The 19735-nt window shown below is 66.9% G+C and carries 20 protein-coding genes; 10 read left to right on the forward strand and 10 right to left on the reverse strand.

Annotated elements, in window-relative coordinates; all coding sequences use genetic code 11:
* The first annotated feature begins 12 nt into the window (after window positions 1-12).
* Window positions 13-942: a methionyl-tRNA formyltransferase gene (gene fmt / locus MFF07_RS02130; protein ID WP_147816838.1), complete on the forward strand. Its 930-nt coding sequence runs from the start codon at window positions 13-15 to the stop codon at window positions 940-942.
* On the forward strand, window positions 942-1709 hold the full coding sequence (gene truA / locus MFF07_RS02135) for a tRNA pseudouridine(38-40) synthase TruA (RefSeq protein WP_147816837.1): 768 nt from the start codon (window positions 942-944) through the stop codon (window positions 1707-1709). Before fmt ends, truA begins: the two co-directional genes overlap by 1 nt.
* On the opposite strand, the gene dapE is transcribed toward truA, so the two are convergent.
* A complete protein-coding gene (gene dapE / locus MFF07_RS02140) occupies window positions 1685-2860 on the reverse strand; it encodes a succinyl-diaminopimelate desuccinylase (RefSeq protein ID WP_238230568.1) in 1176 nt (391 codons plus the stop codon). The genes truA and dapE overlap by 25 nt on opposite strands.
* 183 nt (window positions 2861-3043) lie before the next feature.
* Here dapE and MFF07_RS02145 point away from each other — a divergent pair, with 183 nt between their 5' ends.
* Window positions 3044-3334: a PilZ domain-containing protein gene (locus MFF07_RS02145; protein ID WP_187272490.1), complete on the forward strand. Its 291-nt coding sequence runs from the start codon at window positions 3044-3046 to the stop codon at window positions 3332-3334.
* A gap of 49 nt (window positions 3335-3383) precedes the next feature.
* Window positions 3384-4178, forward strand: a complete 795-nt coding sequence (locus MFF07_RS02150; protein WP_238230569.1) for a HesA/MoeB/ThiF family protein — start codon at window positions 3384-3386, stop codon at window positions 4176-4178.
* Here the strand turns inward: MFF07_RS02150 and MFF07_RS02155 are convergent.
* From MFF07_RS02155 to rpmI, 5 genes are all read right to left on the reverse strand, one after another.
* On the reverse strand, window positions 4141-5016 hold the full coding sequence (locus tag MFF07_RS02155) for a DUF1186 domain-containing protein (RefSeq protein ID WP_147816833.1): 876 nt from the start codon (window positions 5014-5016) through the stop codon (window positions 4141-4143). The genes MFF07_RS02150 and MFF07_RS02155 overlap by 38 nt on opposite strands.
* A gap of 11 nt (window positions 5017-5027) precedes the next feature.
* Entirely contained in the window at window positions 5028-7448 is a 2421-nt protein-coding gene (pheT, locus tag MFF07_RS02160) for a phenylalanine--tRNA ligase subunit beta (protein ID WP_238230571.1), read from the reverse strand.
* A 70-nt stretch (window positions 7449-7518) separates the two neighbouring features.
* Entirely contained in the window at window positions 7519-8601 is a 1083-nt protein-coding gene (gene pheS / locus MFF07_RS02165) for a phenylalanine--tRNA ligase subunit alpha (protein ID WP_238230575.1), read from the reverse strand.
* A 130-nt stretch (window positions 8602-8731) separates the two neighbouring features.
* Window positions 8732-9109 carry a 50S ribosomal protein L20 gene (gene rplT / locus MFF07_RS02170; RefSeq protein ID WP_147816830.1) on the reverse strand — a complete coding sequence of 126 codons (378 nt, stop codon included), beginning with the start codon at window positions 9107-9109 and terminating at the stop codon, window positions 8732-8734.
* A 51-nt stretch (window positions 9110-9160) separates the two neighbouring features.
* Window positions 9161-9364, reverse strand: a complete 204-nt coding sequence (gene rpmI / locus MFF07_RS02175) for a 50S ribosomal protein L35 (RefSeq protein WP_018044555.1) — start codon at window positions 9362-9364, stop codon at window positions 9161-9163.
* Window positions 9365-9806: 442 nt separating this feature from the next.
* Here rpmI and MFF07_RS02180 point away from each other — a divergent pair, with 442 nt between their 5' ends.
* Both MFF07_RS02180 and MFF07_RS02185 read left to right on the forward strand, forming a co-directional pair.
* The gene (locus tag MFF07_RS02180; protein WP_147816829.1) at window positions 9807-10940 is read left to right on the forward strand and encodes a glycosyltransferase family 4 protein; all 1134 of its coding nucleotides are present in this window, start codon (window positions 9807-9809) and stop codon (window positions 10938-10940) included.
* 157 nt (window positions 10941-11097) lie between these two features.
* Window positions 11098-13437, forward strand: a complete 2340-nt coding sequence (locus MFF07_RS02185; protein ID WP_147816828.1) for an amylo-alpha-1,6-glucosidase — start codon at window positions 11098-11100, stop codon at window positions 13435-13437.
* Between the two features lie 188 nt (window positions 13438-13625).
* Here the strand turns inward: MFF07_RS02185 and infC are convergent, their stop codons facing one another.
* Together infC and MFF07_RS02195 are read right to left on the reverse strand one after the other, a co-directional pair.
* On the reverse strand, window positions 13626-14147 hold the full coding sequence (gene infC / locus MFF07_RS02190) for a translation initiation factor IF-3 (RefSeq protein ID WP_238180310.1): 522 nt from the start codon (window positions 14145-14147) through the stop codon (window positions 13626-13628).
* Between the two features lie 203 nt (window positions 14148-14350).
* Window positions 14351-15571, reverse strand: coding sequence for a glycosyltransferase family 4 protein (locus MFF07_RS02195; RefSeq protein ID WP_147816827.1), 1221 nt, complete (start codon window positions 15569-15571; stop codon window positions 14351-14353).
* 200 nt (window positions 15572-15771) lie between these two features.
* Here MFF07_RS02195 and MFF07_RS02200 point away from each other — a divergent pair, with 200 nt between their 5' ends.
* Window positions 15772-16569, forward strand: a complete 798-nt coding sequence (locus tag MFF07_RS02200) for an alpha/beta hydrolase (protein ID WP_147816826.1) — start codon at window positions 15772-15774, stop codon at window positions 16567-16569.
* A 39-nt stretch (window positions 16570-16608) separates the two neighbouring features.
* Here MFF07_RS02200 and MFF07_RS02205 read toward each other — a convergent pair whose 3' ends face one another.
* Together MFF07_RS02205 and MFF07_RS02210 are read right to left on the reverse strand one after the other, a co-directional pair.
* On the reverse strand, window positions 16609-16878 hold the full coding sequence (locus tag MFF07_RS02205) for a BQ00720 family protein (protein ID WP_147816825.1): 270 nt from the start codon (window positions 16876-16878) through the stop codon (window positions 16609-16611).
* Window positions 16879-16996: 118 nt separating this feature from the next.
* Window positions 16997-17428, reverse strand: a complete 432-nt coding sequence (locus MFF07_RS02210) for an Hsp20 family protein (protein ID WP_147816824.1) — start codon at window positions 17426-17428, stop codon at window positions 16997-16999.
* Window positions 17429-17844: 416 nt separating this feature from the next.
* Between MFF07_RS02210 and MFF07_RS02215 the strand changes: the two genes are divergently transcribed.
* The 3 genes from MFF07_RS02215 (at window position 17845) to cpaB (ending at window position 19735) form a co-directional block, all read left to right on the forward strand.
* Window positions 17845-18018: a Flp family type IVb pilin gene (locus tag MFF07_RS02215; RefSeq protein WP_147816822.1), complete on the forward strand. Its 174-nt coding sequence runs from the start codon at window positions 17845-17847 to the stop codon at window positions 18016-18018.
* 129 nt (window positions 18019-18147) lie between these two features.
* Window positions 18148-18654, forward strand: a complete 507-nt coding sequence (locus MFF07_RS02220) for an A24 family peptidase (protein WP_147816821.1) — start codon at window positions 18148-18150, stop codon at window positions 18652-18654.
* A 283-nt stretch (window positions 18655-18937) separates the two neighbouring features.
* Window positions 18938-19735, forward strand: a complete 798-nt coding sequence (gene cpaB, locus MFF07_RS02225; protein WP_147816820.1) for a Flp pilus assembly protein CpaB — start codon at window positions 18938-18940, stop codon at window positions 19733-19735.

Below are 19735 nucleotides of genomic sequence, written 5' to 3' on the forward strand. Positions count from 1 at the left end.
GGCCATTCGAGCATGCGCGTCGTTTTCATGGGCACGCCGGATTTTTCGGTGCCGACGCTCGCGCGGATCGTCGCCGACGGGCACGAGGTCGTCGCCGTGTACACCCGGGCGCCGGCCAGGGCCGGCCGCGGCATGGGCCTCAAGCCGTCCCCGGTGCATATCCTGGCCGACAGCCTGGCGATCGACGTGTCTATCCCCGCCAGCTTGAAGACCGACGCGGCGGCGGCTGTGTTTTCCGGGCATCGGGCGGACGTCGCCGTGGTGGTCGCCTACGGTCTGATCCTCCCCCAAGGCATCCTCGACGCTCCGCGCCACGGCTGCCTCAACCTGCATGGATCGCTCCTGCCGCGTTGGCGCGGGGCCGCGCCGATCCAGCGCGCCGTGATGGCCGGCGACACCGAGAGCGGTGTCGGAATCATGAGGATGGAGAAGGGGTTGGACACCGGACCGGTTGCGCTGGAGGCGCGCGTCCCGATCCCCGAGGGCATGACCGCGGGCGCGCTCCACGACACGCTGATGCCGCTCGGCGCCGACCTGATGAGCCGAGCCCTCGTCTCTCTGGAAGCGGGCAACCTGTCTTTTACCCCTCAGGCGGAGAACGGAATCGTCTACGCCCACAAGATCACCAACGAGGAAGGCCGCGTCGACTGGACGCATCCATCTTCTGAAATCGCTCGTCACATCAATGGCTTGTCGCCGTTTCCGGGAGCCTTCTTCGAAGCCGACCTCGGCAAGGGGCCGGAGCGGGTGAAGGTTCTGCGCGCGGAGCGGTCCGAAGGATCGGGCGCACCGGGCACCCTGCTCGATTCATCCTGCACGATCGCCTGCGGCGAGGGCGCGGTCCGGCTCCTCGAACTGCGCCGGGCCGGCAAGGGCGGCTCCGCCTCGGGCGAGGAATTTTTGCGCGGGGCGCGCTTGAGCGCCGGGGCGCACCTCGCCTGATGCCCCGCTACAAGCTCGTCATCGAGTATGACGGCGCCCCGTTCTTCGGCTGGCAGCGGCAGGCGGAAGGCCTGACGGTTCAAGGCGTTATCGAGGCTGCCGTCCGGAAGTTCTCGGGCGAAACCGTGCGCCTCACTTGCGCCGGCCGCACCGATGCGGGCGTCCACGCCACGCATCAGGTCGCCCATCTCGACCTCGCCAAGGACTGGCGCACGGACACCGTCCGCGATGCCACCAACGCGCATCTGCGCCCGCATCCGGTCTCGATCGTCGGTGCCGAGATCGTCCCCGACGGTTTCGATGCGCGGCGCACGGCGATCCGCCGACACTACCGCTACCGCATCCTCAACCGCCGCTCTCCGCCCGCGATCACCCGCGGCCATGTCTGGCACGTGCCCTGGGCGCTCGACCACGAACTGATGCAGGCGGCCGGGCGCAAGCTCCTGGGCCGTCACGATTTTTCCGCCTTTCGCGCGGCCGAGTGCCAGGCGGCGAGCCCCGTGCGGACCCTCGAGCAGCTCGACGTCGAGGTTCGACCCATGGGCTTCCACGACGAGATCGTGGTCGCGACCTCGGCGCGCTCGTTCCTGCACCATCAGGTCCGCTTCATCGTCGGCACGCTGATGATGGCCGGCTGCCGGCGCCTCGGCGCGGACGACGTCGCCGACATCCTCGCCTCGCGCGACCGCAGCCGCTGTGGGCCGATGGCGCCGGCCCACGGGCTGACCTTCGTGGGGGTGGATTACGCCGAAGCGGACGGGAAATAGCCGTCCAGTACCCGCCGGTAGATCGCCGTCAGCCGCTCCAGATCCGCGACTGCCACGCACTCGTCGACCTGGTGCATGGTCTCACCCACGAGGCCGAACTCGACCACCGGGCAGGCATCCTTGATGAAACGCGCATCCGAGGTGCCGCCGGTGGTCGAGAGTGCTGGCTTGAGGCCCGTCTCCGCCTCGATCGCGCCCGCGACCAGATCGACGAAGGCGTCCGGCTGCGTGAGGAAGGCCGGTGAATTGGAAGGCTGGAGGTCGAGGCTGTAACGGACGACGTCGCCGGCCGCCCCGTCGAGCCGGCGCCGGATCTCGGCGCCCAGGCTCTCGGCGCTCCAGCCCTCGTTGAAGCGGATGTTGAACACCGCCTTGGCGCTCGCCGGGATCACGTTGGTGGCCGGGTTGCCGACGTCGATCGTCGTGAATTCCAGGTTCGAGGCATCGAAATGCGCCGTGCCGCCATCGAGCGGCTCGGCGATCAGGCCGGAGCAGAGCCGCAGCAGGCCGGGGATCGGGTTCTCCGCCCGGTGCGGATAGGCGACGTGGCCCTGGCGGCCATGCACCGTGACCGTGCCCGTCAGCGAGCCGCGCCGGCCGATCTTGATCATCTCGCCGAGGCGGTTCGGGTTGGTCGGCTCGCCGAGCAGGCAATGGTCGAAATGCTCGCCCTGGGCCCGCGCCCAGTCGAGAAGCTTGACGGTGCCGTTGATCGCCGGGCCTTCCTCGTCGCCGGTGATCAGGAAGGCGATCGAGCCGTCGAAATCCGGGCGCTCGCGCAGGAACGCCAGCGTCGCGGCGAGCTTGCAGGCGATGCCGCCCTTCATGTCGACGGCGCCCCGGCCATAAAGCAGACCGTCGGCGATCTCCCCCGAGAACGGGTCATGAGCCCAGGCGGCGGCTTCGCCCGTCGGCACCACGTCGGTATGGCCGGCGAAGAGCAGGCAGCGGCCGCCACGACCGATGCGGGCGTAGAGGTTTTCGATGTCCGGGGTGCCCGGCTCGGAAAACACCGGGCGCTCCACCGAGAAGCCGGCCCGCCCGAGCACGCTGTCGAGCAATGCCAGAGCGCCGCCCTCTTCCGGCGTCACCGAAGGACAGCGGATCAGCGATTGCGTCAGCGCGACCGGAGATGTCGGATCGAAGGTCATTCAGCCTGGCTCGTTCCGATCTTGCCCGCGGCGCCGTCGCCGAGGGCGCGGATACGCCCTGTTCACGACGCTTCGCAAGCGTTCTTGCGGCCGTTCGGACGCGATGACATTGCAGCATAACCGCGGCTCTTGATTGACAGTGCCAGTACCGTGCAAACGATTCCGACCGGAAACCACCACCTCGTGCCTGACGAGACCGGACGATCGTCCGAACGCCGCGGGCCGGAGCGTACCCCGGTGCTGATCCCGGCCATCGCCTCCTGCGACGGCGGCATGGAGTATCGCTGCGTCCTTCGCGACATGTCCGAGAACGGCGCCAAGATCGGCATTCCGCGAGCTTTCCGCTTGCCCCGCCGGTTCCGGCTAGTGACCGGTAGCAGGCCCGACGGCTTTCCGGTCAAGCTCGCCTGGCAACGGGGTGATTTCGCGGGCCTCGTGCTCGATCTGGAGGCCGACGAGGCGGAGAAGTCCTGAGCCGTCGTCCGGTCTTCCGCGAGATCGTCCGACCGCCTATCTGCCGGTGATGGCCCTCACCTCCGATGAAGTCGAACGCTACGCCCGCCACCTCGTCCTGCGCGAGATCGGCGGGCCGGGTCAGAACCGGCTCAAGGCGGCGCGGGTACTCGTGGTCGGCGCCGGCGGGCTTGGCGCACCGCTGATCCAGTATCTCGCCGCGGCCGGTATCGGCACCATCGGCATCGCCGACGACGACGTGGTTTCACTCTCGAACCTGCAGCGGCAGGTCATCCACGAGACACCCGATATCGGCCGGCCGAAGGTGGAGAGTGCGGCCGAGGCCGTGGCCCGTCTCAATCCGCATGTCCGGATCGCGACACATCCCGTCCGGCTCGACGGCGAGAGCGCCGCCACCCTGGCTACCGGGTACGACGTCGTCGCCGACGGCTCCGACAACTTCGCCACGCGCTACGCCGTGTCGGATGCTTGCTTCCACGCCCAGCGCCCACTGGTGACGGCGGCGCTCGGGCAGTTCGACGGCTCGCTCACCACGCTGCGCCCGCACGAAACCGGCGCCGACGGGCGGCCGAACCCGACCTATCGATGCCTGTTTCCGAACCCGCCTCCGGCCGGCGCCGTGCCGACCTGCGCCGAGGCCGGAGTTCTCGGAGCACTCGCCGGGGTAATGGGCTCGCTGATGGCGTTGGAGGTCATCCGGGCCATCGTGCCGTTCGGTGAATCCCTGGTCGGCCGCCTGCTGATGGTCGATGCCCGCTCGATGCGGTTCGAGACACTGGGCTATGCCTGGGACCCCGCCAACCCTCTCAGTGGAGACCGGGTAGGAGCGGTGGCGGCTCCTTGAGCGCCGAGCCGTCGAGGCAGCACTTCTTATACTTCTTGCCGCTGCCGCAGGGGCATGGATCGTTGCGGCCGACCTCCTTGAACGGGTTCTTGATCGGCTGGCCGGCGCTCTCGGCCGTCCAGGCCAGGGCGGCGGCCGGGTCGTCGAGGTAGCCGAACTTTTCGCCGGCGAACGTCTCGTAGTCCGGCGGCTGCTTCGTCGCCTGCCGGAACGCCTTGCGGAACCAGGCCAGGTCGCTGAATTCGTCGGTGATCCGGCCGTCCTTGCGGGCGGCCTCGACGCGGGGCACCAGCTCGGTTAGCCCGAGATAGGCGATCGTCTGCTCCCAGCCGAACCAGCCGGGGCTCTCCTCCACCGCCACCTGCGCGTCGTCGAAGCGCTCCAGCAGCGCGCGGGTGCCCTCCCGGTCGAGACGGCCTTCGCGGGTCAGGAAGGCCAGCGCGTTGAAGGCAGCGTTGCGCGCGAAATCGTCGATCGTGCTGTCCAGGAGAAAGCGGTGAAGCGCCGCGACATCGCCGTCGAAGGCGCTCGCCAGCGCGAGCGGCATCGTTTCCGACACGGCGTCGCCGAGGAGGCTGTCGAGGGTTTCGTCGTCATGCCGCAGCAGCCGCAGCAGCGGCGCGAACACGCGGGTGTCCCGCGCCGCCGCGAGCGCGTGCAGGCCCCAGAACAGCAGGTTCGCCTCCTCGTCGCTCGGGGCCTCGGGGTCCTCGGCCGCGAGGTCGAGCAGGCGCAGGACCTCGTCGTCCACCGTGTCCGGCGCTGCGACCGCGCGCCGAAGCGCGTCCGCAGGAAGGAAATTCGCCTTCGAGAGAAGCGAAACGAGCGCGTCGTCCATCACCATGTTCCTCAGGCGCGCAGGCTGGCGCCGGTCTTCTTGGCGACCTCGGCGACGATTTTGGCGCTCACGGCCTCGATCTCGGCATCGGTCAGCGTGCGCTCGACCGGCTGGAGCCGGACCGCGACGGCGATCGACTTCGAGCCCTCCGGGATGCCGACACCCTCGTAGACGTCGAACACCTCGATTCCCGCGATGAGCTTGCGCTCGGCCCCCTGGGCCGCGCGGATCACGTCGCCCGCCGCCACGTCGCGGCCGACCACGAAGGCGAAGTCGCGCGAGACCGGCTGCAGACCGGAGAGCGCCAGCACCGGCTTCACCTTCGTCGGCTTGAATTTCGGCAGCGGCAGTGCATCGAGCCTGACCTCGAAGGCGACGAGGGTGCCCTTGAGGTCGAGGGCCTTCATCGCCGCCGGGTGGATCTCGCCGAACCAGCCGACCGGGTTCTTGGGGCCGAACTGCAGCGTGCCGGAGCGGCCGGGGTGCAGCCAGGCCGGGCCGCCGGCGACGATCTGCAGGCTGCCGGTCTGGATGCCGAGCGCCGTCAGCAGCGCGAGCGCGTCGGCCTTGGCTTCGAAGGCGTCGACGACGGCCGCGGTGCCGCTCCAGTGGCGCCCGTCGCCCCCGTGGCGGGCGCTGCCGCGCCGGATCGCGGCGGCGCGAATGCTCTGGCCCTCGGGCTGATCGGTCTCGAAGCACTGTCCGACTTCGAACAGGGCGACGTCGCCGTAGCCGCGGTCGGCATTCGTCTGGGCGGCGCGCAGCAGCCCCGGCACGAGGCTCGGGCGCATGTCGGAGAGGTCGGCAGCGATCGGATTGGCCAAGGCCAGATCTGCGCCGCCGCCGCCGAACAGGCAGGCATCCTCGTGGCGGACGAAGGACCAAGTCACGGCCTCCAGCAGGCCACGGCTCGCCAGCGCCCGCTTGGCGCTGCGGGTCCGCCGCTGAAGCACGGTAAGCTTCGGACCGACCGCGTTCACGTCCGCGCGCAGCAGCGGTTTTGGTTCGATGCGGTCGAGGCCGGCGATGCGGATGACTTCCTCGACGAGATCGGCCTTGCCCTCGACGTCGGGCCGCCATGACGGGGTCAGCACCTTCACCCTGTCGCCGGTGCCGGCGACATGGAAGCCGAGCGTCTCCAACGTCACCTTCATCTCGGCTCGCGACAGCTCGATGCCGGCAAGACGCCGCACCTCCGTCCAGGGGAAGTCGATGACGCGGTCGGTGTCGGGCATCTCGCCGGCGATCGTCGCCTGGGTCGGCGTGCCGCCGCAGGTGTCGACGACGAGTTTCGTCGCCAGATCGAGCCCCGGAAGCACGAAGGCCGGATCGACGCCGCGCTCGAAACGGTAGCGCGCATCAGTGATCACCCCGAGGCGGCGACCGGTGCGAGCGATATTCTTCGGATCCCAGAGCGCCGCCTCGATCAGAACGTCGGTGGTGCTCGCGGCGCAGCCCGAGGCCTCGCCGCCGATGATGCCGCCGATCGACTCGACGCCGTTCTCGTCCGCGATCACCACGGTGTCGCCGTCCAGCTGGTAGGTGCGGCCGTCGAGCGCCTTGAGTTCCTCGCCTTCGCCTGCCCGCCGGATGGTCAGGCCGCCTGCGACCTTCTTCGCGTCGAAGACATGGAGCGGCCGGCCGCGGTCGAAGGTCATGTAGTTGGTGATGTCGACGAGCGCATTGATCGGGCGCAGGCCGATGGCGCGCAGCCGTGCCTGCATCCAGGCCGGCGACGGGCCATTGGTAACGCCGCGCACGAGCCGCAGGGCGAAGACGGGGCAGAGGGCCGGGTCGTCGCCGAGCTCGATCGTCACCGGCACCGTGCAGGCGCCCTCCCCGCGCACGGGCGGGAAGGCGTCGCGCTTGAGAGTGCCGATGCCGGTCGCCGCGAGGTCGCGGGCGATGCCGTGGATCGAGGCGCAGTCCGCGCGGTTCGGCGTCAGGTTGATCTCGATGACCGGATCGTCGAGCCCGGCATAGAGCGGATACGGCTGACCCGTGGGCGCATCGGCCGGCAGGTCGAGAATGCCGTCGTGATCGTCGCCGAGACCAAGCTCCGCGCCGGAGCAGAGCATGCCGCGGCTCTCGACGCCGCGGATGGTGCCCACCGACAGGGTGATGTTCTTGCCGGGCACGTAGGTGCCGGCCGGCGCGAAGACCGATTTCATGCCCGCCCGCGCGTTCGGCGCGCCGCAGACGACCTGGATCGGCGCGCCGTCGCCCGCATCCACCATGCAGACGCGCAGGCGGTCGGCGTTGGGGTGTGGCTCGGCGCTGATGACGTTCGCGACGACATACGGCTTCAGCGCCGCCGCCTTGTCCTCGATCGCCTCGACCTCGAGCCCGATGCGGGTGAGCGTATCGGCGATGGTTTCAAGGGACGCCTCGGTGTCGAGGTGGTCCTTGAGCCAGGAAAGGGTGAATTTCATCGTTCAGATCCCTCGCGGCCGCTATCGCGCTTCGCTGGGTCGAACCCGGTCGAAGGCGGGGCGCCGCGGTTCAAGCAGTGAGGCCGCCGACAAGGCTCGGCACGTCCAGCGGCCGGAAGCCGTAATGCTCGATCCACCGCACGTCCGCCTCGAAGAACGGACGCAGGTCCGGCATGCCGTATTTCAGCATGGCGAGGCGGTCGATGCCCATGCCGAAGGCGAAGCCTTGGAACTGGTCGGGGTCGAGGCCGCAATTCTTCAGCACGTTCGGGTGGACCATGCCGCAGCCGAGCACCTCCAGCCAGTCCGTGCCCTCGCCAAAGCGGATCTCACCCCCTTTACGCGAGCACTGGATGTCGACCTCGGCCGACGGCTCGGTGAACGGGAAGAACGAGGGCCGGAAGCGCATGCCGACGCTCTCGACCTCGAAGAAGGCGCGGGCGAAGGTTTCCAGCACCCATTTCAGGTTGGCGATGTTGGCCTGACGGTCGATCACCAGCCCCTCGACCTGATGGAACATCGGGGTGTGGGTCTGGTCGGAATCGTGCCGGTAGGTGCGGCCCGGGATAATCACGCGGATCGGCGGCTCGACGGCGCGCATCGTCCGGATCTGGACCGGCGAGGTGTGCGTGCGCAGCACCTTGCGCCGGCCGAGATGGTCGGGCGCGAGGAAGAAGGTGTCGTGCATCTCCCGCGCGGGGTGTCCCTCGGGGAAGTTGAGCGCCGTGAAGTTCAGCTCGTCCGTCTCGACGTCGGGACCTTCCGCGACGGAAAAACCCAAATCGGCGAAGATCGCCGTGATCTCGTCGATGACCTGGCTGATCGGATGGATGCGCCCGCGCATCTCCGGTGCTTCGCGAAGGGGCAGCGTGACGTCGATCCGTTCGGAGGCGAGCCTTGCGTCGAGGGCGGCGGCCTGCAGCGCATCACGGCGTGTGCCGAGGGCGCCGGCGACGCGGTCGCGCAGGCCGTTGATGAGGGGCCCGCGCTCCTTGCGCTCCTCCGGAGTCATCGCGCCGAGCGTCTTCAGCAGTTCGGAGACGGCGCCCTTCTTGCCGAGCGCCGAGACGCGCACCGCGTCGAGCGCAGCTTCGTCGGAGGCCCCGCCGACCTGCTCCAGCAGGCTGTGTTCGAGGGTATCGAGATCGGTCATCGCTGGTCCCGGGAGCGGCGGTGAACGCGCTGCTTTCGCGCTTCGCGCGGGGTCACGCAAGCGCGGCGAAAAAAGAAGGCGCGGCGCCTGGAGCGCCGCGCCTTGTCAGCTCGAAAGCTAGGCTTGGGGCTCAGGCCGCCTTGGCGGTCTCGGCCGGGAGTGCGGCCTTGGCCTTCTCGACGATCGCGGCAAAGCTCGCCGGCTCGTGGATGGCGATCTCGGACAGGGCCTTGCGGTCGACCTGGATGCCGGCCAAGGCGAGCGCGTTGATGAAGCGCGAATAGGTCAGGCCATGCTCACGGACGGCCGCGTTGAGACGCTGGATCCAGAGGGCGCGGAAGGTGCGCTTCTTGTTCTTACGATCGCGGTAGGCATACTGCATGCCCTTCTCGACCGCCTGCTTGGCGATCCGGATCGTATTCTTGCGCCGGCCGTAATAGCCCTTGGCGGCCTTCAGAACTTTTTTGTGCTTTGCGTGACTGGTCACGCCGCGTTTGACGCGGGCCATGGGAGATCTCCTGGATTACGAAATGAGCAAAATCGGCGTGTGAGAGAAGGCTTACCGGCTGTTGGGCAGGAAGTACTTCTTCACATTGGCGGCGTCGCCCTCGAACAGGGTCGTGGTGCCGCGCAGGTTGCGGATCTGCTTCGTGGTCCGCTTGATCATCCCGTGGCGCTTGCCGGCCTGGGCGTACATCACCTTGCCGGTGCCGGTGATCTTGAAGCGCTTTTTGGCGCCCGATTTGGTCTTCAGCTTGGGCATTTCGCTCTCCTGGCGCAAAACCCCGCCGGCCGGTGGACCGGGGATGTCAGCGCGAATGATGCTTTTTGAAAGCAACGGAAACCGCCACGGCAGCCCTATCGGCCGGGCGGTTCGACGCGGGCGGCTTATGGCAGAAAGCTTGCCCGCTATCAACGTGCTCGCGAGACGGCCTTCCGACGGGTCATCCCCTTCGCCGTCGGCGCCTCGAACACAGTGAGGAAGTGCCTCGCCGTGGCTGCCGTCTGCGTTTGGCTGAGCTCTTGCAAGGCAACCGCCCGCACCTGTGTCTAGCGGGAATAGCGGGGGCTCAGGGAAATCGCGGTGGCGTGAGACCCCAAGCGGAACCATAAACCTTGGCCGTCGGTTTCGTTCATGTGGCGCTCAGGCCGACTCAGTACAAAGTCCCGGCAACAAAGCATTCTCGTTCATAGGAGACGTGTTCGTGCGCATTGCCATGGTTGCCCCGCTTGCAGAGGCCGTTCCGCCGAAGTTCTACGGTGGTACCGAGCGCGTCGTTTCGTGGATCACGGAAGAGTTGGTTCGTCAGGGTCATGACGTGACTCTATTCGCAAGTGGTGATTCGGAGACGTCTGCAAAGCTTGCAGCCTGCCACCCTGAAGGTCTGCGCCTGCTCGGTTATCGCGACCACACCGCCGGCCACCTTGCCATGCTGCATCACGTGCATCGCCGGGCCCACGAGTTCGACATCATCCACTTCCACATCGATCTCTTGCAGTATCCTATGTTCGAGGATCTGTACCATAAGACCCTGACGACCATGCATGGCCGTCTGGATGTTCCGGACTTCATGCCGGTCTACAAGACCTTCACCGGCATGCCGCTCGTGTCGATTTCCGATAACCAGCGCGAACCGATGCCGGAGGATTCCAACTGGCTGGCCACGATCCATCACGGCCTGCCGAAGGAGAACTGCCCGTACTATCCCGAGTCGAAGGGTGGGTACCTCGCCTTCCTCGGCCGCATCTCGCCGGAGAAGCGTCCCGACCGCGCCATCGAGATGGCGAAGCGCTCCGGCATTCCGCTGAAGATTGCCGCCAAGGTCGACAAGGCCGACCAGGATTACTGGGACGACGTCATCGAGCCGATGATCCATCACCCGCTGATCGAGTATATCGGCGAGATCAACGAGGAACAGAAGAAGGACTTCCTCGGCAACGCACTGGCCCTCGCCTTCCCGATCGATTGGCCGGAGCCCTTCGGCCTCGTGATGATCGAGGCGATGTCGGCCGGTACACCGGTGATCGCCTTCCGCAACGGCTCTGTTCCCGAGGTCATCAAGGACGGCGTCGGCGGCTTCGTGGTCGACACGATGGACGAGGCGGTCGAGGCCTGCATCAAGGCCAAGGATCTGTCCCGGGCCGGCGTGCGCCAGCATTTCGAGAGCCAGTTCACCGCCGAGGTGATGGTGAACAAGTACGTCGCCGCCTACGAGCAGCTGCTCGCCAGCCGCGGCAACGTCGTCGACCTGCCGACCGCCGGCAGCTTCAGCCCGCAATATGGCGAGGTGAATGGCTCACCCCGTCCCTCGATCAACGTCGCGGCCCTTCCGGCCTGACGCAAGCGATCGGCGCCGGCCCCCTCGCCGGCGCTACGATCGCCCCTAACTGACGCTTCGACGCTGGCCGCCGCTTCGCTCACCGCGCATCGGCGGCCTTTATGATTCGCGCTGCAGCGCGGACACTCCGGCATCATCCCAGCAGAGGGCATTCGGTATGGCAGTTGACGAGGCATCGGCGAAGGCCAAGGTCATCTCTTCCGACGACACGAACCCTCAGCCGATCCTTGGCTTCCAGGACGCCGACGAGGCGCTTCCGCAATACCATATCGAGGCCCAGACCTCGCTCGTTGAGCGTCCGCTTCGCGCCCTGAAATACGGCGAAGCGTTCGCGGTCCTCGACACCTACGGCGACATCGGCGTCTTCCCCGGTCCCGAGGGCATCTATTTCCAGGACACGCGCTATCTCTCGCGCCTCGCCTTCACCGTCGAGGACCAGCGTCCGCTGATCCTGTCCTCCGTGATGCAGGACGACAACGGCGCACTCAGCGTCGACATGACGACGCCTGACATCCGGATCGATGCGCAGGACGAGACCTCGCTGCCGCGCGAGTTGATCGCGATCGAACGCACCAAGTTTCTGTTCCGCGCTACCTGCTACGATCGCATCGGGCTCCGAAACTACGACACCCGTCGCCGTACGCTGCGGATCGCCGTGACCTTCGATGCGGATTACCGCGACCTGTTCGAGGTCCGCGGTACGGCCCGTACCCGCTTCGGCAAGCGCACCGTGCAGGTGTCGAGCCCGAGCGAGGTGCAGTTTCGCTATGTCGGCCTCGACGAGATCGTGCGGACCACTTCCGTGCATTTTGGCCCCAAGCCAGTACGGATCGAGCCGGGCCGTGCCGAGTTCGAGGTGTCGATGGCGCCGGGCGAGCACACTTCGCTGTTCATCCGCGTCGTCTGCGATTCTCACCGCGCCTTCACCAGCGCGCCGAGCGCGGAGCGGACCGGCGAGGATTCGGCGGCGGCCCTCTCGCGCGCCTCCGGCAGTGGTGGCGACCAGCCGACCCGGGGCCTGCCCGAGGGCCGCGTCTTCGCGCGCGCCTATCGCGACAGCCGCCGCGACCAACGCCAACTCACGGCGGGCATCACCACGATCATCTCGTCGAACGACCAATTCAACGAGGCGCTCTGCCGGGCGACCGCCGACCTCTACATGCTGGCGAGCCGGACGCAGGAGGGCATCTACCCCTTCGCCGGCATCCCCTGGTATTCCACCGTGTTCGGCCGCGACGGCATCATCACCGCGATGATGGCGCTCTGGATCGACCCGAATTTCGGCAAGGGCGTGCTGCGTTTCCTCGCGGCGACACAGGCCAAGACCGTCGATCCGGCCGCCGACGCCCAGCCCGGCAAGGTGTTGCACGAGACCCGTCGTGGCGAGATGGCGATGCTCGGCGAGGTGCCGTTCCGGCACTATTACGGCACTATCGACGGCACGCCGCTCTTCGTGATGCTGGCTTGGGAATACTACGCCGTCACCGGCGACCTGGAGACGATCAAGGCGATCTGGCCGTCGATCGAGCTCGCCCTGGACTGGATCGACCAGTACGGCGACCGGGACGGCGACGGCTTCGTCGAATACGCCCGTGAGACCGAGCAGGGGCTGGCGAACCAGGGCTGGAAGGACAGCCACGATTCGATCTTTCACGCCGACGGCACCATGGCCAAGGCGCCGATCGCGCTCTGCGAGGTGCAGGGCTACGTCTTCGCGGCCAAGAAGGGTGCCGCCAAGCTCGCAAGCCTGCTCGGCCAGGAAGGCCGCGCCGAGACGCTGAAGGCCCAGGCGCGCGACCTGCGGGAGGCCTTCGACAAGGCTTTCTGGTGCGAGGAGATCGGCACCTATGCCATCGCCCTCGATGGCGAGAAGCGGCAATGCGCCGTGCGCTCGTCGAATGCCGGCCACGCCCTGTTCACCGGCATCGCCCTGCCGGAGCGGGCGGAGGCGGTGGCGGGCCAGCTGCTCTCGACGGACGGTTACAACGGCTGGGGTATCCGCACGCTCGCCAAAGGACAGGCGCGCTACAACCCGATGTCCTACCACAACGGCTCGATCTGGCCGCACGACAACGCGATGATCGCGTTGGGCTTTGCCCGCTACGGCCTCAAGGCCGAGGCGGCGCGGGTGTTCGAGGGGCTGTTCGACACCGCCCTCTACCAGGATCAGAAGCGCCTGCCGGAACTGTTCTGCGGTTTCATGCGGCGGCGTCAGCGCGGGCCGGTGAATTACCCGGTCGCCTGCTCGCCGCAGGCCTGGGCGGCGGCGACGCCCTTCGCGCTGCTCGCCTCCTGCCTCGGCCTGGAGATCGAACACGACAAGAACCGGATCCGGCTGCGCAATCCGATCCTGCCGCGCTTCCTCGACGGCATCACGCTGTACAACCTGAAGCTCGGCGCATCGCGGGTGGATTTGCGTGTCCACCGCCACGGCGACGACGTCACCGTCGCGGTGGAGCGTCGGATCGGCGACGTGCAGATCTCGCTGCTGAAGTAGAAGGACGCTGGGGTGTCGGCCGACTGGGTCGGCACTCCCTTCTCCATCATTCCGGGAATCGTTAAGGGCGAAAATCTCGAATGATGGAGGTGCCGTCGCTGCTCAACAGGTCGCCGATACGAAAACGCCGCCTCTCCGGGAGGCGGCGAAAACGGCGATCGGCTGAAAACTACGCGACCAAACTGCGGTCAACGCGGTGCCAGGATCATGATCATCTGGCGGCCTTCGAGCATCGGCTCGCTCTCGACCTTGGCAATCTCGGCTGTCTCGGTCTTCACACGCTCCAGAAGACGCAGTCCGATGTCCTGGTGGGCCATCTCGCGACCGCGGAAGCGCAGGGTGACCTTCACCTTGTCGCCCTCTTCGAAGAACCGGTGCACCGACTTCATCTTGGTGTCGTAGTCGTGCTTGTCGATCCCGGGACGGAGCTTGATCTCCTTCACCTCGACCGTCTTCTGGCGCTTGCGCGCCTCGTTCTGCTTCTTCTGCTCGAGGAAGCGGAAACGCCCGTAATCGAGGAACTTGCAGACGGGAGGTACGGAGTTCGGCGCGATCTCGACGAGGTCGAGCCCGACTTCCTCGGCCATGGCCAAGGCGTCGAAGAAGGATACGACGCCCTTGTTCTGCCCGTCTTGGTCGATGAGCTGAACGTCACGGACGCCCCGGATGTCGCGGTTCGCGCGCGGCCCGTCCTTCTGCGGGGCCGGCATCGCTCTCATGGGTCTACGAATGGCTTTATTCTCCTAAAACAGCGAAGGGCAGCGCGGATCCGCCCCTTGGCAGGTCCCGGCCACCATGTGAACCGGCTTGGCCGGTTTGCAGCACCTTGGCAAAACCTCTCGGCAAGTCAACTCGTCGATCACGGATCGGTTCATCCCAAGATCCGCTCCGCCTACGTGGCCGGCGCCAAGCCTTACGCCCTGCGCGGCCTGAGGAGGCCATCATAGACGTCCAGGGTGTCGGCGACCATCGTCTCCAGGGAGAAGTGGCTTTCGACATGCGCCCTCGCCCGAAGGGCCAGGGCATCGCGCGCGCTGGCACCGAGGGAGAGCAGTTCGCCGAGCGCATCGGCGAGAGCGACCGCATCGTTCGGCGGCACGCGCCAGCCCGTACGTCGGGACGGCTCGACCTCAGGGGGAGCGAGCACCGTTTCCGGCACGGCTCCGATGTCGGTGACGACCACGGGAGTTCCGAGCGCCTGCGCTTCGACCGCCGATCGTCCGAACGCCTCTGGCTCGACCGACGGTACGGCGACGACAGAGGCTGCCCGGAAGGCAGCCGGCATGTCGTTGCAATGGCCGACGCGACGCACGATCCCGCCGAGGCCGCGCGCCGCGACGAGGGAATCGAGTTCGCGCTCGTAGCTCGTGCGTCCCTGCGCATCACCGGCAAGGACCACCGCGATGTCCTTGAGTCCGCGGTCCCGCAACAAGGCCGCCGCCTCGATCAGCACGCGCTGCCCTTTCCAGGCAGTCAGACGGGCCGCCAGCAGGATGATCCGCTCGTGCGAGGCCACGCCCCAGGATCGGCGCAAGGCTTCGACCCGCCCGGCCGTGGCGGCGCCGGGACTGAAGGTAGAAAGATCCGTCCCACGGTGAATGACCCGGATCCGGTCCTTCGCCTGGTCGGGGTGCCGGTTGCGGATGAGATCTGCCGTGTAGTGCGAGTTGGCGATGACGACATCGCCGCGCGCCATCACCGAATTGTAGAGCACCTTGACGCCACTGAGGCCGGAATAGCTGCCGTGATAGGTCGTCACGAAGGGGAGCTTGAGCCGTCGCGCTGCGCCTAGGGCGACCCAGGCCGGGGCGCGCGAGCGCGCATGGATCAGGCTGACGCCCTCCCGTCGGCACAGGCTGGTCAACTTCAGGACGTTGAGCGCCATCGCCGCCGGATTCTTGGAATCGGCGGGGAACGGCAGCCAGACGCCACCCTTGGCCTGCAACTCGCCGACGAGCCGGCCGCCCTCGGTGGCCACGAGCGCCCGGCCGCCTGCCGCCGCGATGGCCTCCGCGATATCCACCGTCGTGCGCTCTGCGCCGCCGGCATTGAGAGCCGGAATGATCTGCAGGATATTTTGACCGGCGAGCGGCGCGGCCTCGCCGGGAAATGCCGAGCGGATCGCCTCGCTCATCGCAAAAACCCCGGCCGACCGGCTTCGGCAATGGCCGGTCCGGTCGTCGGCCGTGCGGCCGTGCATCGCGCTGCCTCAAGGCAGTCGGCCGTTTCGATCTCCATCATTGCTTCAAGATCGCGCGCGCGCTTTAGGTTTCCGTAAACGAAGCCCGGAAGCTCTGTGGACGGACCCGGCTTGCGTGAGAGGAACGGCAAGGCATGGCATCTCAAACCGACGCACTTCGGGACGATCTGCCGATCGTCAAGATCTCTGTCGGAGCCGGTGGCGATCGTCGCGACATCGCCGTACGTGTCCGCTCCGGCGAAGGCCGTCCGATCGTCTGGCTCGGCGGATTTCGGTCGGACATGCGCGCCACCAAGGCGTTGGCGCTCGATGCCTGGGCGGCGAGCCACGGGCGTCCGCTCGTGCGGTTCGACTACACGGGGCACGGCATATCGGGGGGGCGCTTTGCCGATGCCGTGACCTCGACCTGGGTCGAAGATGCGCTCGCGGTCCTGGAACGTTTTGCGGATGATCGCCCGGTCCTCGTCGGCTCGTCGATGGGTGGCTGGGTAACCTGTCTCGCCGTTCGCGAGCGGCTCGCGCACGGGTGCCCGGCCCCGGCAGGAATCGTACTGATCGCGCCAGCGCTCGACTTCACGCATGACCTGATGTGGGAGGCTTTTCCCGCCGAGGTCCGGGCCGAGATCGAGCAGAACGGCGTCTGGTATCGGAAAACGGACTACGCCCCCGAGCCCGATCCGATCACTTTGGCTCTGATCGAAGACGGCCGGCGCAACCGGCTCCTGACGGGACCATTGGACTTGCGCTGCCCGGTCCACATTCTCCAGGGGATGAACGATCCAGACGTACCCTATGCGCACGCCCTGAAGACCGTCGCACAGCTTCCGGCAGCTGGCACCCTGCTGACCCTGATCAAGGATGGCGACCACCGTTTGTCGCGGCCACAGGACATCGGTCTGATCCTGCGCACCGTTGCGGCGATCGCCGACTAGGATCAGGGACCGGCTCTCGCCGCTCCCTGATGGCTCCCGTCAGTGCAGGCTTACTGTGTGGAGATCGTGCGCCATCGCGTTCGCCACGGCGACGTCATGCGAGTCGGCCAGCAGGATCGGCGCACCGCTCGCCGACAGCAGCGCGAAGAGGTCCAACCCAGGGGTCAAGTCGGGCGCCTGCGGAAACAACCGACGGACCTCGTCCGAGCGGATCGCGCGGACATAGGCGATCTGACCCTCGCCGAGAGAGGCAAACTCGGCCGGGTTGAACTGTGGTGCAACCGTGGAAGTCGTGTCGAGGTCTGTCATGCGTTGCCCTCCAAGTGGCAGAGCGTTCTCCGGCATGTGGTCCCGCCTCAGTGCGGCGACAACTCCGGATCGGTGAAACGATCATCCCGTCAGGTGTGAGACCTCACCCATCCTTGTCTCAAGTGTCCCTGGCGACGATCGCGATCTTGCGGACGACCCGTTCCGGCTCTGGCCGTGCCAAGTCGATGGACAGAAGTCCGTTCGACAGGTCGGCACCGAGCACCTCCATCCCGTCCGCGAGCAGGAAAGTGCGCTGGAACTGCCGGGCAGCGATGCCGCGATGCAGGAACTGACGCGTCTTGTCGTCGATCTGCCGGCCACGGACGACCAGCTGGTTCTCTTCCAGCATCACGTCGAGCTGGTCGCGGGTGAAGCCGGCGACAGCGAGGGTGATGCGCAGACGCTCCGGTTCGCACGCGGTGCGCGGCACACGCTCGATATTGTAGGGCGGATAGCCGTCGTTCGCGGCCTTCGACACGCGGTCGAGAGCCTGTTCGATCTCGTCGAAGCCCAACAGGAACGGGTGCCCGAACGGAGAAGGCCGTGTCATCGTCTCGCGCGAACCTTTCGAAGCCTCAGGATGGCACCGGAAAGGCGCGTCCAGATAAGCACTTCGTGGATCAGGAAGCCCGCTCGCTGCAGCGCTTCCGGCGGCGATGGCTCGCCGTTACCATCGATATGGAGGGCGCACCGGGTGCGATCAAGCCACGCCGTGGCTCGGCAACGGGCGATCCGAACGGGCCCATTCCGACGAAGCCCGCCGACGACGACGGCCCGATACCCGAAGCACCGTCATCCTTCGGGTAACCAATCCTCAACCATCGCGTGGGAACGCAACCGGGCCTGGTGGTTTCGGGCATCCATTTAACCCTATCGCAACGTCCCTCAAGCAGTTTGCAGGAGCCGAAGGTCGACCAACAGATCTCCGACAGACATCGCGCAAGCTGCCAGACCAGGATTTGCACCATGAAGACCATCATGAAGCGCTTCGCCGCCGACGAGTCCGGCGCGACCGCCATCGAGTACGGCCTCATCGCCTCGCTCGTCGCCGTTGCCATCATCGCTGGAGCGACGACCCTCGGCACGAAGCTCAACACCACCTTCAACGGCATCGCCGGCAAGCTGAACGCTCCGACCTGAGCTGTCGGCCGACGATCTCGTCGTCCTACATCGACTGTTACTGTTGAAAGGGCCGCTCCTAGGATCGGCCCTTTCAAGTCATCAGACGCACGATCGCGGCCGCCCGGACCGCATCAGGAGTTTCACGGTATGGGCGCCTCGGGTCTTCTCGTCGTTTTTCCGTTCCTGATGGCTTATGCCGCCTCGAGCGATCTCTTGACGATGACCATCCCGAACTGGATTTCGCTTGCGCTGATCTCCGGCTTCGCCATCGTCGCCACCTTCTCCGGGCTCGGATGGGCGGAGATCGGTTGGCATGTCGGGGCTGCGGCGTTGACGTTGTGCGTGACCTTCGCACTCTTCGCCCGCGGGTTGATCGGTGGTGGAGATGCCAAGCTCGCCGCCGCGACGACACTGTGGCTCGGTGCCGGCAACATGCTGGATTACCTGCTCGTCGCTTCGGTTCTCGGCGGTGGCTTGACCCTTGGATTGCTGACCGCCCGGTCACATCCTCTGCCGTCGCTGCTGGTTCGCCTCCCCTTCGCCGTCCATCTGCACGATCGCACGACCGGCGTGCCATACGGCATCGCGCTCGCTGTGGCCGGTCTCGTCGTCGTACCGCAGACGGTGCTCTGGTCGGACCTGCTCGGCCTTTGAGCCAGCGTCGATGAGACGGCCACTCCCCTCTGTGTAGAGAAGCCGATTCTCAGTCGAGCCTGTGGCAAATCGAGATGCCAGCTGGATTACTTTCCATCTCGGATTGAGACTTCGCCAGATCCATCGACCTATGCGGGAACCGACACATCGATATGGCGACGCAGGACGACACCGCGCGCGTTGCGGGGTGACTTGATCACGATCGGTTAACCCTAATTTGAGGAATCCCGCTCAAACCTGACGAACGAACGGCGCTTGAGCCGTCGTCAGGACATTGGCTCCGATGAAACCAGCCCGCCTCGCCGTCCTCGCCATCGCGCTCGTCGCGGGCGGTGGCGCGGCGTATCTGATGAGCGGCGAGGAAGCCCCTCCGCCCGCTCCGGCGTCTGCGCCCGCTGTGGCGATGACGGATGTGCTGGTCGCGGCGGCAGACCTGCCCGTCGGCCAAACTCTCAAGGCTCAGGATCTGCGCTGGCAACCCTGGCCGGACCAAGCGTTGACTGCGGGCTACATCACCCGCTCCGCAGTTCCCAAAGGGCTCGAAGACGCGTCCGGATCGATCATCCGCACGAGCTTCCTCGCCAACGAGCCGATCCGTACCGAAAAGCTTGTGAAGGCTGGCAGCGGTTTCATGTCGGCGATCCTGCCTTCGGGCATGCGCGCCGTCGCGATCGAGATCGCCAAAGGCGGGTCGAGTTCGGCCGGCGGCTTCGTGCTTCCCAACGACCACGTCGACGTCATCAGCATCAGCGTCGCCAAGGCCGGACCGGGCGGGAGCAGCGAGCAGCCCGTCCAGACGGCCCAGACCCTGCTCACCGACATCCGCGTGCTGGCGGTCGGCCAGGTCGTCCAGGAGCGCAACGGCGAGACCGTGGTCACCGGGGAAACGGCGACGCTCGCGTTGACTCCGGCCCAGGCCGAGACGGTGACGCTCGCCCAGAAGGTCGGCTCGATCTCCCTCGTGCTGCGCAGCATCCTCGATACCGGCAAAGCCAACGACACGGCGTCCGCAGAGCCCGCGCCAGAGACGGCGCTCACGGTCGTCCGCTTCGGCGTCGCCCAGAAGCAGCTGCGTAAGTGA

Source organism: Methylobacterium thuringiense, assembly GCF_022179645.1.
Taxonomy (GTDB): Bacteria; Pseudomonadota; Alphaproteobacteria; order Rhizobiales; family Beijerinckiaceae; genus Methylobacterium; species Methylobacterium thuringiense.